At 72.6% G+C, this 13,367-nt stretch carries 13 protein-coding genes and 1 other RNA gene; 7 read left to right on the plus strand and 7 right to left on the minus strand.

The window, feature by feature from the left end; all coding sequences use genetic code 11:
- Nucleotides 1-115: 115 nt before the first annotated feature.
- Nucleotides 116-1,666, minus strand: coding sequence for a hypothetical protein (locus ACFC51_RS09035; protein WP_376527749.1), 1,551 nt, complete (start codon nt 1,664-1,666; stop codon nt 116-118).
- Nucleotides 1,667-1,865: 199 nt separating this feature from the next.
- Between ACFC51_RS09035 and ACFC51_RS09040 the strand changes: the two genes are divergently transcribed.
- The 5 genes from ACFC51_RS09040 to ACFC51_RS09060 all read left to right on the plus strand — a co-directional run bounded on the left by ACFC51_RS09040 (nt 1,866) and on the right by ACFC51_RS09060 (nt 6,641).
- Nucleotides 1,866-2,897 (plus strand): ABC transporter substrate-binding protein, encoded by a 1,032-nt coding sequence (locus ACFC51_RS09040; RefSeq protein WP_376527751.1) that lies wholly within the window; start codon nt 1,866-1,868, stop codon nt 2,895-2,897.
- A gap of 84 nt (nt 2,898-2,981) precedes the next feature.
- Nucleotides 2,982-3,818, plus strand: coding sequence for a Nif3-like dinuclear metal center hexameric protein (locus ACFC51_RS09045; RefSeq protein WP_376368050.1), 837 nt, complete (start codon nt 2,982-2,984; stop codon nt 3,816-3,818).
- The gene (locus ACFC51_RS09050; RefSeq protein ID WP_376368236.1) at nt 3,815-4,558 is read left to right on the plus strand and encodes a zinc ribbon domain-containing protein; all 744 of its coding nucleotides are present in this window, start codon (nt 3,815-3,817) and stop codon (nt 4,556-4,558) included. Before ACFC51_RS09045 ends, ACFC51_RS09050 begins: the two co-directional genes overlap by 4 nt.
- Entirely contained in the window at nt 4,558-5,847 is a 1,290-nt protein-coding gene (locus ACFC51_RS09055; protein WP_376527754.1) for a bifunctional RNase H/acid phosphatase, read from the plus strand. The genes ACFC51_RS09050 and ACFC51_RS09055 overlap by 1 nt, the downstream gene beginning before the upstream one ends.
- Before the next feature lie 8 nt (nt 5,848-5,855).
- Nucleotides 5,856-6,641: a TSUP family transporter gene (locus ACFC51_RS09060; RefSeq protein ID WP_376368047.1), complete on the plus strand. Its 786-nt coding sequence runs from the start codon at nt 5,856-5,858 to the stop codon at nt 6,639-6,641.
- A gap of 39 nt (nt 6,642-6,680) precedes the next feature.
- On the opposite strand, the gene eda is transcribed toward ACFC51_RS09060, so the two are convergent.
- Both eda and yaaA read right to left on the minus strand, forming a co-directional pair.
- Complete coding sequence (gene eda / locus ACFC51_RS09065; RefSeq protein WP_376368045.1) at nt 6,681-7,328, minus strand: bifunctional 4-hydroxy-2-oxoglutarate aldolase/2-dehydro-3-deoxy-phosphogluconate aldolase; 648 nt, start codon at nt 7,326-7,328, stop codon at nt 6,681-6,683.
- A gap of 80 nt (nt 7,329-7,408) precedes the next feature.
- Nucleotides 7,409-8,209, minus strand: coding sequence for a peroxide stress protein YaaA (gene yaaA, locus ACFC51_RS09070; protein WP_376527756.1), 801 nt, complete (start codon nt 8,207-8,209; stop codon nt 7,409-7,411).
- Between the two features lie 162 nt (nt 8,210-8,371).
- On the opposite strand from yaaA, the gene ACFC51_RS09075 reads away from it, so the two are divergent.
- A complete protein-coding gene (locus ACFC51_RS09075; RefSeq protein ID WP_376527759.1) occupies nt 8,372-8,893 on the plus strand; it encodes a TetR/AcrR family transcriptional regulator in 522 nt (173 codons plus the stop codon).
- Nucleotides 8,894-8,957: 64 nt separating this feature from the next.
- An RNA gene (gene rnpB, locus ACFC51_RS09080) (RNase P RNA component class A) lies at nt 8,958-9,357 on the plus strand.
- Nucleotides 9,358-9,558: 201 nt separating this feature from the next.
- Here rnpB and ACFC51_RS09085 read toward each other — a convergent pair.
- The 4 genes from ACFC51_RS09085 to ACFC51_RS09100 form a co-directional block, all read right to left on the minus strand.
- Nucleotides 9,559-10,848, minus strand: a complete 1,290-nt coding sequence (locus ACFC51_RS09085) for an MFS transporter (protein WP_376527761.1) — start codon at nt 10,846-10,848, stop codon at nt 9,559-9,561.
- Nucleotides 10,849-10,981: 133 nt separating this feature from the next.
- Nucleotides 10,982-11,137 carry a hypothetical protein gene (locus tag ACFC51_RS09090; RefSeq protein ID WP_376527764.1) on the minus strand — a complete coding sequence of 52 codons (156 nt, stop codon included), beginning with the start codon at nt 11,135-11,137 and terminating at the stop codon, nt 10,982-10,984.
- A gap of 184 nt (nt 11,138-11,321) precedes the next feature.
- Nucleotides 11,322-12,179, minus strand: a complete 858-nt coding sequence (locus ACFC51_RS09095) for an MBL fold metallo-hydrolase (RefSeq protein WP_376368036.1) — start codon at nt 12,177-12,179, stop codon at nt 11,322-11,324.
- The gene (locus ACFC51_RS09100; RefSeq protein ID WP_376368034.1) at nt 12,176-13,348 is read right to left on the minus strand and encodes a hypothetical protein; all 1,173 of its coding nucleotides are present in this window, start codon (nt 13,346-13,348) and stop codon (nt 12,176-12,178) included. Before ACFC51_RS09100 ends, ACFC51_RS09095 begins: the two co-directional genes overlap by 4 nt.
- Nucleotides 13,349-13,367 lie beyond the last annotated feature (19 nt).

The raw sequence follows: 13,367 nt of genomic DNA on the forward strand, positions 1-13,367 counted from the left end.
ACATGTGGGAAGTCTCCCCGTTGCAATCGCTTACGTGTGTGTCGCGGCTCTGCCGCCCTCCCGGCGCGGTCACCGTCGGCGCCCGCGTGGAACGGCTGCGTAGCCCGGCCAGAGTTTATCCAGGTGCGGTGCGCCCGGTGAGAGGCGCCTGCCCGAGAGGAACGGGTCTGCACGCGGCGGGGACCGGGGCGGCACCGGACGCGTCCGTTCCGTTCGCGACGGTCCGGTACGGCTCGTCCGCGGGGGCCTCCAGCAGTGCCACGGCGCAGGGCGCGCCCTCCTGCGCGTACGGCAGGTGCAGCACGCCGTCCCGGGTCCAGAAGCCGGATCCGGCCGCCCATCCGCCGGGCGCCGCGAACTGGTGCAGCCGGCGCCCCGCAGGGCGCCACAGCCCCAGCCAGCTGCACTCCGTCCCGTCGATCCGCAGCGCCACCGCGCAGCTCTCCGGCATCAGCATCTGGCCCGGCTGGACGGCGAAGGGCGTCAGCGTCGCGTCCTGCACGCGCAGGCACTCGGGGAAACGCACCGGGAGGCAGCTGCCGAGCACGCCCCAGCCGAGCCGGTCCTGGCCGGGCGCGTCGGAGCGGACCAGCAGCAGGCCGCTGTCGGGATCGGCCAGCAGCAGGCGGTCGTTGCTCTCCGGCGCGATCTGCAGCAGCGGGGTCACCTCGCCGTGGCGTTCCAGGTCCACGACGACCGCCTTCACCGGGCCGCCCCCGGGCATCTGCCGGTCCAGCGCGAGCAGCCGGCCCTCGCGGTCCAGCCAGACACCGCCCGAACAGCGCCCCGGGACGTCGGCGACGTGCTCCGGGCCGAACGCCCCGCCCGCCACGAGCCAGACACCGGTGGAGCGGACGCCGGGAAGCAGGGCGTAGGCGCTCATGCCGTCCGGGGACGGGGGCAGGAGCGTGAGCTCCGCGCAGTCGAGGACCCCGAGGGGCAGCTCCCCGGTGCCCGGCCCCGTCGGGTAGAGCAGCGAGAACGTGTGGCGGCCGTCCGCCACCTCACGGCGGATGAGGACCCGCCCGTCCGAGAGCGGCAGCACGTCGGAGCCGGCCTGCTCCGGCCGGTCGAGGGGGAGCGGCACGGCATAGGGCTCGGGCCCGTCGAGGGTCCAGCGCTCGGGGAACCAGGCCGGTTCGGCCGCCTCCCCGGTCGTGGTGAGCCGCGCCGCGTACGAGTGGTCGGCGGCGATGGTGAGCGGGGGCGGCGGTGCGTCGCGGGGCGGGGTGCCGGAGCCGGTCTCCGCGTCCGCCGGGAGGGTCTCCTCACCCGTTCCAGCGGGTGATGCGGGGGGCGCCGACGGCACGGGAGGTGCGGGCGGTGCGGACGGGAGCGGAGGGACGGAGGGGAGGGGCGGCAGGGGGACGACAGCTCCTCCCGCCCCGCCGCTCGGCGTCGCCGGGGCTGCCGATCCCGAGGGATCGGACGGCTCCGACGGGCCCGCCGCCGGCGACGGCGACGGGCCGGCCGATCCCGACGAACCGGCCCGCCGGTCGGGCGGCACCGCTCTGACCGGATCCGCGCCTTCGTCCGACGCGTCCGCGGTGCGGTGTCTCCCCGGCCCGTCGGCCCCGTCAGGTTCAGCGGGCCCGGGTGCGGGTTCGGCCGTCGTGGCCGCTCCTGCGACCCCGGTGGTCTTGTCCTCGATGGCACAGGCAGTCATGGTCCGGTCACCTCCGGCAACCGAAGCTAGGTTTCGGACACCCCACCGGACAACACGAGCCACGTCACTTCACACATAAGGGTGCCGATGCCCCGATTCGCCTGCGGAGGCGAGGGTGGCTGTGCTGTGGATTCTCCCTACATCTAAGGTGAGCCTTCCCTAAGAATTTCCTGTGTGCGACTCGAACCGGAGCAGAACCATGTCCCTCAGACGCCGCGGCACCGCCGCGATCGGCCTCGCGGTGGCCGCCGCCCTCTCGCTCTCGGCCTGCGGCGGCGAGGCGGACGGCACGGCGGGTGACACGGGCGGCGACAAGAAGGCGGCCGTCGCCACCGGGGGCAAGGACTTCGGTGACGCGGCGAAGAAGACGGCGGAGTACGGGACGGACGCCGCGGCCGGCGAGTTCCCCCGTACGCTCACCCACGCCATGGGCACCACGGAACTCCGGTCCGCTCCGAAGCGCGTGGTCGTGCTGGACGTCGGCGAGTTCGACAACGTCGTCTCGCTCGGTGTGAAGCCCGTCGGCTACGCGCCCTCCGAGGGCGACGCGGCCATCCCGTCGTACCTGAAGAAGGACGCGGGCGACCCGGTGAGCGTCGGGACGATCAACAGTCTCAACCTCGAGAGGATCGCGGGCCTGAAGCCCGATCTGATCCTCGGCAGCCAGCTGCGTGCCGCGGACACGTACGACGAGCTCTCGAAGATCGCGCCGACCGTGTTCTCCATCCGTCCGGGCTTCACCTGGAAGGAGAACTACCTCCTCAACGCCGCCGCGCTCGACCGGACGGCGAAGGCCGAGTCCCAGCTCGCGGCCTACGAGGCGAAGGCGAAGAAGCTCGGCGCGGACATCGGCCCCGACAAGCCGACCGTCTCGATGGTCCGCTACATGCCGGACAAGATCCGCCTGTACGCCAAGGCGTCCTTCATCGGCACGATCCTCCAGGACGTGGGCCTGCCGCGGCCCGCGAACCAGCAGATCGACGACCTCGCCGCGGAGATCAGCCCCGAGAACATCGACGAGGCGGACGCCGACTGGATCTTCACCGGTGTCTACGGCGACGCGAAGGCCACCGAGCGCGACACCGCCCGGGCCAACCCCCTGTGGAAGAACCTCGGCGCCGTGAAGGCGGGGCACGCCAAGGACGTCCCGGACGAGACCTGGTACCTGGGCCTCGGGGTGACCGCGGCCGGCCTGGTCCTGGACGACCTCCGCGCCGACCTCGCCGGCTGACGATCCGCGCCCGCCGCCGTTCCCCCTGAGCGGGGTCAGGCAGCCAGGGGCGACGGGGCGCGGGGGACAGGTAGCCTTTCCCCCGTGCCCCGTCTGTCTGAAGTCATCGCCGAGCTCGACGCCCTCTGGCCTCCCGAGCGGGCCGAAGGATGGGACGCCGTCGGCACGGTCTGCGGAGATCCCTCGGCGGAGATCGACCGGGTCCTCTTCGCGGTCGACCCCGTCCAGCAGGTCGCGGACGAGGCCCGCACCCTCGGTGCCCAGCTGATCGTCACCCACCACCCGCTCTATCTGCGCGGTACGACGACGGTCGCGGCCTCCACCTTCAAGGGCCGGGTGGTGCACGGGCTCATCAAGCACGACATCGCCCTGCACGTCGCGCACACCAACGCCGACACCGCCGATCCCGGCGTCTCCGACGCCCTCGCCGGCGCCCTGGACCTGCGGGTCACCGGCCCGCTCGTGCCGGACACCACCGACACCGAGGGCCGTCGGGGACTCGGCCGGATCTGCGAGCTCGACCACCCCGAGTCCCTCCGCGACTTCGCCGCACGCGCGGCCGCCCGGCTGCCCGCCACCGCGCAGGGCATCCGGCTGGCCGGCGACCCGGACGCGATCGTGCGCCGGGTCGCGGTGAGCGGCGGTTCCGGCGACAGCCTCTTCGACGCCGTGCGCGCCGCCGGTGTGGACGCCTTCCTCACCGCCGACCTGCGCCACCACCCGGCCTCCGAGGCCGTCCAGCACTCGCCGCTCGGCCTCGTCGATGCCGCACACTGGGCCACCGAATGGCCCTGGTGCGAGCAGGCCGCCGCGCAGCTCGACGCACTGTCCGACCGCCACGGATGGGACCTGCGGGTCCACGTCTCGAAGCAGGTCACCGACCCCTGGACCACCCACCACTCTTCTGGAGCCCCCAACTGAACGCCGCGCCCGCCGACCAGATCCGACTCCTCGAAGTCCAGGCACTCGACGTACGTCTGTCGCAGCTCTCCCACCGGAGCACCTCGCTCCCCGAGCACGCCGAGCTCGACTCGCTGGGCAGCGACCTCGCGCAGCTGCGCGACCTGCTCGTCGCCTCGCAGACCGAGGAGAGCGACACCACCCGCGAGCAGACCAAGGCGGAGCAGGACGTGGACCAGGTGCGCCAGCGCGCCGTCCGCGACCAGCAGCGGCTCGACTCCGGCGCGGTCTCCTCGCCCAAGGACCTGGAGAGCCTCCAGCGCGAGATCACCTCGCTGGCCAAGCGCCAGGGCGACCTGGAGGACGTCGTCCTCGAGATCATGGAGCGCCGCGAGTCCGCCCAGGAGCGCGTCGCCGAGCTGACCGAGCGCGTCGCCGCCGTCCAGGCCAAGGTCGACGACGCGACCGCCCGGCGCGACGCCGCGACCCAGGAGCTCGACGCCGAGGCCGCCACCGTGGCCAAGGACCGCGAGGTCGTCGCGGGGGCCGTCCCCGCCGACCTGCTCAAGCTGTACGACAAGCTGCGCGCCCAGCAGGGCGGCGTCGGTGCCGCCCGGCTCTACCAGCGCCGCTGCGAGGGCTGCCGCCTGGAGCTGAACATCACCGAGGTCAACGACGTGAAGTCGGCGTCCCCCGACACCGTGCTGCGCTGCGAGAACTGCCACCGCATCCTGGTCCGCACGTCGGAGTCGGGCCTGTAATGACAGCTCCCCGCCGCCTGGTCGTCGAGGCCGACGGCGGGTCCCGGGGCAACCCGGGACCTGCCGGCTACGGCGCGTGCGTCATCGACCCCGTCGACGGCGGGACGCTCGCCGAGGCCGCCGAGTACATCGGGGTCGCGACGAACAACGTCGCGGAGTACAGGGGGCTGATCGCCGGCCTCCAGGCGGTGAAGGAGCTGTTCCCGGACACGCCCGTGGAGGTGCGTGTCCGGATGGACTCCAAGCTCGTGGTCGAGCAGATGTCGGGCCGCTGGAAGATCAAGCACCCCGACATGAAGCCGCTCGCCGCCGAGGCCGCGGGCATCCTGCCCGCCTCCTCCGTCACGTACGAATGGATCCCGCGCGCGGAGAACAAGCACGCCGACCGGCTCGCCAACGAGGCGATGGACGCGGGCCGGCGGGGCGAGCAGTGGGACCCGGCGGCCTCGACCGCCGACATGGAGACGCTGCGCACCCCGGTCCTCCCGGAACCGCCGCCCCCGTCCGGGCCGCCCGGCGACGCGGTGGCGGGCGCGGCGAAGGTCCGCGCCGCGCTGGCCGCGGCCCGTCCGGCGGCGGCTGCCCCGCGGACGGCTCCGGCGGACGGCCCGCAGGCGGACCCGACGGCCGTCCCGCAGGTGGGCTGGGGGATCGCGGCCGATCTGGGCGCGCCCGCCACCCTGATCCTGCTCCGGCACGGCGAGACGGCCCTCACCCCCGAGAAGCGCTTCTCGGGAAGCGGCGGGAGCGACCCCGAGCTGTCGGAGACCGGCCGTCACCAGGCTTCCTGCGCGGCGGAGGCGTTCGCCGCGCGCGGCACGGTCCAGGAGATCGTCAGCTCCCCGCTGCGCCGCTGCCGTGAGACCGCGCAGGCCGTCGCCGACCGGCTCGGCCTGGAGGTCCGTGTCGAGGAGGGCCTGCGCGAGACGGACTTCGGCGCCTGGGAGGGCCTCACCTTCGCCGAGGTGAGCGAGCGGTACGGCGCCGACCTGACCACCTGGCTGGCGTCCCCGGACGCGGCCCCCACGGGCGGCGGCGAGAGCTTCGCGGAGGTGGCGGAGCGGGTCTCCGCGGCCCGTGACCGCCTGGTCGCCCGCTACGCGGGCCGCACGGTGCTCCTGGTCACCCATGTCACACCGATCAAGACCCTGGTCCGGCTCGCGCTGGGCGCCCCGCCGGAGTCGCTCTTCCGTATGGAGCTCTCACCCGCCTCCGTCTCGACGGTGGCGTACTACGCCGACGGGAACCCGTCGCTGAGACTCCTCAACGACACCTCGCACCTGCGGTAGGGCGCCGGGTGACGTGGTCCACCGGGTTCCTGGGCTTCCTCGCCGGTCTTGTGATCTCGGTGGCCACCGCCCCCGTGGGGGTGTCCGGCGCGGTCTTCCTGCTGCCGGTGCAGGTCAGCGTCCTCGGTGTGCCGAGCCCGGCGGTGACCCCCACCAATCTGCTCTACAACGTGGTGTCCTGCCCCGGTGCCCTCCTGCGCTACCGCAGCACCGGCCGGCTCCGGGGTCCGCTGACCCGCCTGCTCGTGGCGGGCGCCGTACCGGGAGTGCTGATCGGCGCGGTGATCAGGGTCTTCGCCGTACCCGGTGCCACGGTCTTCCGCGCGTTCGTCGCCGTCCTGCTGCTGCCGCTGGGGGCGTGGCTCTGCGCCCGTACGCTGCGGCCCGCACGGCGCACGCCCGAGGCGGCGCAGCCGTCGCCCCGCGCCACCCGAGTCCTCGCCCTGGCCGTCGGTGTCGCGGGAGGCGTGTACGGGATCGGCGGCGGCTCCCTGATCGGCCCGATCCTCGTCGGCCGCGGGGTCCCCGTCGCGAAGGTCGCTCCCGCGGCGCTCGCCTGCACGTTCGTCACGTCCCTGGTGGGCGCGGGCGCCTACGCGCTGCTCTCCCTGGCGGCCACCGGTGACATCGCCCCCGAGTGGGCACTGGGCCTGGCCTGCGGCCTCGGCGGGCTCTGCGGCGGCTATCTCGGCGCACGTCTCCAGCCGCGGCTCCCGGAGACGGCGCTGCGCCTCCTGCTGGGCACCCTCGCGCTGGGGATCGGCCTGCTGTACGCGGTCAGGACGGTGGCCTGAGCGGACGGCCCGGGCCACCGGGCCGTCCGTGAGCCGTGCTCAGCCGCGGCCCAGGGCCGACGCCTCCGCGGCCAGCCGCTCCACGCGCGCCCAGTCCCTGGCCGCCACCGCGTCGCCGGGCACCATCCAGCTGCCGCCCACGCAGCCGACGTTGGGCAGGGCCAGGTACGAGGGCGCCGAGGCGAGCGAGATGCCGCCCGTCGGGCAGAAGCGGGCCTGGGGGAGGGGCGAGGACAGTGCCTTGAGATAGGCGGTGCCGCCCGCGGCCTCGGCCGGGAAGAACTTCATCTCCGTGACGCCGCGCTCCAGCAGCGCGACCACCTCGGAGGTCGTCGAGACGCCCGGGAGGAACGGCACGCCCGAGGCCTTCATCGCGTCCAGGAGGGCGTCCGTCCAGCCGGGGCTGACCAGGAAGCGCGCTCCGGCCGCGACGGTCTCCTCCACGTGCGCCGGGGAGATCACCGTGCCCGCGCCGACCACGGCCCCGGGTACCTCCGATGCGATCGCCCGGATCGCGTCGAGTGCGGCGGCCGTCCGGAGCGTGACCTCGATCGCGGGCAGCCCGCCTGCGACGAGCGCGCGGGCCAGCGGCACCGCGTCGGCCGCGTCCTGGAGGACGACGACGGGGACGACGGGGGCGAGATCCAGGACGGAGGCGGACACGGCGGCGGGCGCGGAGGAGGTCATGCGCTCATCCTGCCGCGAGAACCGCACACTGCGCAACGCGCGTTGCGCATGTTGCAATACTCCGGGGTGTTCCGACCGGCTCAGTGGATCTCGGTGACCACCACGTCCAGGGCCCACGGCCGCCCCGCCCGCCCGGGAGCCTGCGCCTCCACCACGTGGCCGAGGTCCCGCAGCACCTCCACGAGCTGCGCCGGGTCCTTCGGACTGGCCCCGGCCAGCAGCAGATCGCGGACCATCCGGCCCTTCGTCGCCTTGTTGAAGTGGCTGACCACCGACCGCTTCTCCACCCCGTCCACCATCCGGGACTGGAGCACCCGCACACTCGCCGTCCGCCCCGCGACCTCGCCCGCGGGCTTCCAGGCCGCGGTGTACGCGGACGAACGCAGGTCCAGGACCAGCCCGTCCCCGGCCGCCTCGGGCATCACCGACGCCATCGGGGCGCGCCAGAAGGCGTTCAGCGCGCCCAGGCCCGGCAGCTTCACCCCCATCGAGCAGCGGTACGAGGGAATGCGGTCGCCGACCCGCACCGCGCCCCACAGTCCGGAGAAGACCAGCAGCGACCTCCCGGCCCGCCGCTTGGCCGCCGCGTCCAGCGTGGCCAGGCCGAGGGCGTCGTACAGCACCCCCGTGTAGATCTCCCCGGCCGGACGGGTCCCGGCCGTGCGCAGCTCCGCGTTCTTCGCGATCTCGCCCCGAAGCCCCTCGCTCAGCCCCAGCACGTCACGGGCCTTGTCCTCGTCGGCCAGGCAGAGTTCGACCAGCTCGTCGAGGATCGCGGCCCGCGCGTCGGCGAGGCCCGGCAGGGAGAGCGACTCCGGCTTCAGCGGTGCCCCGCGCCCCGAGGTGGCCTTACCTTCGGAGGGCGGCAACAGCACGAGCACGGGGCTTCTCCTTCATACGCGGCACCGGGCTCCGCGCGCGTGGGAGCCCCCCCGGCAAGGGTACGGTCCGCACCGGACCGCCCCCGGCTCGTCCCCCTCTCGTACGATCACGTCCTCGGTCACGGACTGCGTACCGACTCCGTACCAGGGAAGGTCTTATGCGTGAGTGACCTCGCCATCGCCCCCACGGCCGGCAGGCCCCGGCAGATCGTCGCGGCCGCCCGCGCTCTTCTGGAGGCGGAGGGCCCCGAAGCGCTGACCATGCGCCGGCTGGCCGACCGGGTGGGCGTCAAGGCGCCGTCCCTCTACAAGCACTTCCCGGACAAGTCGTCCGTGGTCGCCGCCTTGGCCGCCGAGATGCTCCGGGAGACCACCGGGGTGCTGGCGGCCGCCGAGGCCGCGGCCCCGGGCTCCTTTTCCGCGCTCGCCACCGCCTACCGTGCCTACGCCCTGGCCCACCCGCACCTCTACCTGCTCACCATGGGGCGCACCCTTCCCGGTGGCTCGGCCGCGGACGCCGCGGCCGCGCCGCTGGTCCGCGCCGCGGGGGGCGACGAGGACCGGGCCAGGGCGGCCTGGGCCTTCGCCCACGGGATGGTGGTCCTGGAGCTCAACGGCCGCTTCCCTCCGGGTGCCGACCTCTCGGCGGCCTGGGAGGCGGGCATCACCGCCTTCACGGTCTGACGGCCGGCGCGACCGCAGCGCCGGGAACGCCCGCACTGCCGGGTAGCATGGTCACCACGGCAGACGAGCCGGGCGGACGGCCGCGTGAGGATCTCCGGATCCTCCCGAGGAACGTCCGGGCTCCACAGGGCAGGGTGATGGCTAACGGCCACCCGGGGTGACCCGCGGGACAGTGCCACAGAAAACAGACCGCCGGGGACCTCGGTCCCCGGTAAGGGTGAAACGGTGGTGTAAGAGACCACCAGCGCCTGAGGCGACTCAGGCGGCTAGGTAAACCCCACCCGGAGCAAGGTCAAGAGGGAGCACCCCGGTGCTCCTGCGTGAACGTCCGAGGGCTGCCCGCCCGAGTTCACGGGTAGACCGCACGAGACCGGCAGCAATGCCGGTCCTAGATGGATGGCCGTCTCCCCGGCCGCCGCGAGGCGACCGGGCGACAGAACCCGGCGTACAGCCCGACTCGTCTGCCGCCGTCAGCGGCTCAGGGTGAAAGGGCCTCCGACGTGTGTCGGAGGCCCTTCCCGCTCAGTGCGCGGGCAGTTCCAGGCCCCCGATGCGGCGTACGCCGTCCGCGAATCGAAACTCGAAGGAGAGGGCTGCGCGAGCTTCCTCGATCGTGCGCACCATGGACTCGTGGCTCCGACGCGGTCCGGATGAGCGGACAGCCCTCAGACGAGTGCCGGCTCCCGGGAGGGGACGTCACGGAGCTTGCGCAGGGGTGAGAACACCACGAACAGGGAGGCGCTCCACATGCCGATCACACACACCCACAACGTCGCCTCGAGCCCCACGGCCGTTCCGAGGCTGCCGCCGAACAGGGAGCCCAGCGGGATGACCCCGTAGCAGATCCAGAGGTAGACGGCGCTCACCCGGCTCTGGAGCTCGGGCGGGCAGACCGACTGCCGGTACGACAGGGCAGCGGTGTTGAACATGACGGCATTGGCCGACAGGGCGGCGAGGCCGACCCCGTAGAGGGCCAGCCCCCAGCCGGGCTGGGCGAGCGGCATCAGGAAGTAGAGCGGGCCAGGGGCCAGCATCGAGACCCAGATGATTCGCGCGGTGCCGACTCGTGCGGAGACCCGGTGCGCGAACGCGCCCGAGAGGAGCCCTCCCACGGCACCGAGACTGAACACCAGGCCGACGGCCGCCGCGGGTGCGTGCAGTTCACGGAGCATGAACGTGACCGCGATCGACGAGGTCGCCATGACGAAGAAGTTGGAGACGCTGGTGCAGATCAGCAGCTTCCGCAGGATGGGCTGCCTGCGGACGAACGTGAGTCCCTCGCCCATGGCGGCCTTGAAGGAGACGCGGTTCGAGGTGTTCGGCTCGTCGGTGTCGGCCGCGGGCACGCGCATCAGTCCCAGGGTCAATGCGCTGAGCCCGTAGGTCAGTACGTTGGCGAACAGGGTGCGTGAGGATCCGATCAGGCCGACGAACGTACCGCCCAGGGCTGGACCGACCAGTTCGGCCAGCGATTCGCACATCCCCAGTTTTCCGTTCCCTTCGACCAGTTGGGATGTGCGCACCAGTTTGGGAAGCTGACTGCGATAGGCGATCGTGAACTGCACGGTCAGGATCCCCGAGACACCGATGATCGCGTAGAGGTACGGCAGGCTCAGCCAGCCGGCCAGTCCCACCAAGGGGACCGAGGCAATCAGCAGCATGCGGATGACATCGCAGAAGATCATGATCTTCCGCTGGTCGAACCAGTCCGCGACGACACCGGCCGGGAGGGAGAAGAGCAAGTACGGAATCCAGCCGGTGAAGGTCAGCAGCGACACCTGGAAGGTGGTGGCATGAAGCACCTCGAGGGCGAGCAGTGGCAAGGCGACCATGGCCATCTGAGGGCCGAGCGTCCCGGCTCCCTGCCCGCACCACAGCAGCATGAAATTCCGATTACGCCACAACGACTGCTTGCGGTTCGATATGACACCCGGATGCGGCGCCTCCTGCGTCATCGGTTACTCCTCTTACCCTGCCGATACGGGTGTGCCCGTGCGGCGCTTCCACGATGCCGGCTGCCTCGGCCGCCGGCGTCCATGGTGACCGTTCCAGGCCCCTGCGGCCGACGGAAGACCCCCTGTGACGCCGCTATGCGCCGACCGTGGCAACGAGGTCCCTGCTGGCCTCGGCGTCCCGCATCGCTCGCAGATGGTTCACACCCGCCTCGACGCTGTCGTTCCGGGTCTCGAACGCGATGATGCCGGACCAGTTCCGGGCTCGAAGGGCAGCGGTCAGCTCCCGCACCGACAGCGTGCCGTCGGCAGGGGAAAGGTGCGCGTCCCTCCGGAGCGCCGGCGCCCGGGGAGCCGGGCCCACGACCGGGGCCGGACGGCCGCGAACGTACAGGTCAGGACGTGACCGCCTTCTGAGAGGGCAACACCAGGCGTACAGCCGGACTCGCCTGCCGCCACCCGCCTGCGGCCTGCCGCTATCCCGCCGGAGTCGCCAGAACCGCCGCTGCCGCCCGGAGCGACTTGTGGTGGCACGCCTGGTAGAACGCCCGTGCTCCGGGAGTCAGTTCCGAGCTGCGGGGGAAGACCGCCTCGAACGGCAGGCTGTTCCTGCGCACGGCATCCGCGTGCCTGCCGGTGAGGCTGGCGAAGTGACGGAGGTTGCGGTCGAGCAGGGCCGCATCGGTCGTGCCGCCGTGACTGGGCAGCACATGGTCCGGTGAGAAGGAGCGCAGGAGGGCCAGCGAGGCGGTGAGCTGCTCCAGAGAGAGGGCGTCCCCCTCCCAGAGTTCGGGAAGCGGGTCCTCGGCGGCGTCCCCGGCCAGGCACACGCGCAGTTCCGGGATCCAGACGGCGATGTGGTCCGGAGTGTGGCCGGGAGTGTGCAGCAGCTCCAGCGTCAGGTCCCCGCCGTCCAGGGTCAGCGAGGTGTCGAAGGTGACGGTCGGCGCGACGAGACGCACCCGTGCGAACCGGTCGTCCGCCGCGCGCTTGGCGCGCAGGATCTCCTGCGCCGCGGCCGAACGCACGCGGGTGGCGGCCGAGCGGTGGCCGATGACCGGGGCCAGCCCCTCGACGGCGGCGTTGCCCCACACGTGGTCCCAGTCGGCGTGCGTGTTGATGACGAGGAGCGGGCGCCCCGCGGTGTCGTCCGCGATCAGGTCCAGTGCCTGCCGGCACAGTTCGGGGGTGCTCAGGGTGTCGATCAGGGCGACGAACCGTTCCGTCCGCACCACGAAGCCGTCGACCTCGTCCGGTACGCGCAGCGCGAGGATCCGGGGGTCGATGCCGGGCAGGAGGTGCTTGTGGACCCGGGGGAGGGCCGGTGGCGTCATTCCGGGGCGCCGATGCGATGGGCGCGCACCGCGTCCAGATGGCCCTTGAGATAGCGCATGAAGGGCGTGCCGCCGGTGCCCACCTCGGTGGAGTTGGCCTCGGACCGCTGCGCCTGCCGCTGTACGTACGTGGCGGCGTACCGCATGTGCAGTTCGCGGAAGTCCGCCATGGCCGTGACGCACGCGTCGTACGCGGCGACCGCCCCGGCCGGACGGTGGTGCAGCAGGAAGCCCCGCAGGTCGACCCGGGGTCCCACCTTCTCGATGAACGCCCGGTGGTCCGGCGGGATGTACGCGCGCAGGGCGTGCATGTACGCGGCGAGCGGGTCGTCCTCGCCGGAGAGCCCGAGGACCTCGTCCAGGAAGGGGATGATGGCGCTCTGCGCGCCGGTCTCACCGCTGAACTGCTGCGGCCTGCCGCCGTAGGCGTCCACCCCCTCGTAGACGACCCCCTCCGGCAGCGCCGGGTTGTTCTTCCAGCCGAAGAGGTGACTGCGCACACGGTGGTAGTAGATGTGCGGGTCGCACCGCTCCGGCATCCGTGCGAGCGTGCCGTACATCACGGAGAGTCCCGCCGCCATCTCGCCCAGCGCGTGGACGAGGGCGTCGGAGTCGCCGTCGAGGACGGCGTCCTGGGCGGCGATCGAGGCGCGCAGGACAGGTGCCGCGGCCGCCTCGATCGCCACATGGACGAGGACGAACCAGTCGTCGTCCATCCCCCCGAGGAAGTCCTGGAGCCGGTGGATGTTGCCGAGTTCGATCCGGGGATCGTCGGAGAGACGGCCCCAGTTGTGCAACTGCTGGGTGGCGTAGGACAGAACCGGCGGCCGGCCGAGGAGGCCGGCCGCCTTGTGCCAGGGCACCGCGATGTTCGCCGGACAGACATTGGCCGGTACATCGCCGCCGAAGATGTGTGCGTGTCCGAAGTAGGACAGCAGGAGCATCGCCCTTTCACGTTCCGCCTGTCCGGTCAGCGCACCGGGATCGAGCGGAGCGACGTTGCTCAGCAGCTCCCGGGCACGGCCCGCGGCGAGGTGCTTGGGCAGCACCGAGCCGATCGCGTCCCATTCGGCGAAGCGGCCGGGCAGCTGTGTCAACGGGGCGGCGTCGGGCAGAAAGCCGTTGCTCTCACTGACCCCGTACTCCGCCGGCGACACACTGCTGGTCATCCCGTGACCCCACCTTCCA

It is taken from the genome of Streptomyces sp. NPDC055962 (assembly GCF_042270185.1).
Lineage (GTDB): Bacteria > Actinomycetota > Actinomycetes > Streptomycetales > Streptomycetaceae > Streptomyces.

Bases quoted from the DNA above. Each gene is read 5' to 3' on its own strand.
- ACFC51_RS09035 (WP_376527749.1), bottom strand. From the start codon at position 1,666: ATGACTGCCTGTGCCATCGAGGACAAGACCACCGGGGTCGCAGGAGCG.
- ACFC51_RS09040 (WP_376527751.1), top strand. From the start codon at position 1,866: ATGTCCCTCAGACGCCGCGGCACCGCCGCGATCGGCCTCGCGGTGGCC.
- ACFC51_RS09055 (WP_376527754.1), top strand. From the start codon at position 4,558: ATGACAGCTCCCCGCCGCCTGGTCGTCGAGGCCGACGGCGGGTCCCGG.
- eda (WP_376368045.1), bottom strand. From the start codon at position 7,328: ATGACCTCCTCCGCGCCCGCCGCCGTGTCCGCCTCCGTCCTGGATCTC.
- ACFC51_RS09085 (WP_376527761.1), bottom strand. From the start codon at position 10,848: ATGACGCAGGAGGCGCCGCATCCGGGTGTCATATCGAACCGCAAGCAG.
- ACFC51_RS09095 (WP_376368036.1), bottom strand. From the start codon at position 12,179: ATGACGCCACCGGCCCTCCCCCGGGTCCACAAGCACCTCCTGCCCGGC.
- ACFC51_RS09100 (WP_376368034.1), bottom strand. From the start codon at position 13,348: ATGACCAGCAGTGTGTCGCCGGCGGAGTACGGGGTCAGTGAGAGCAAC.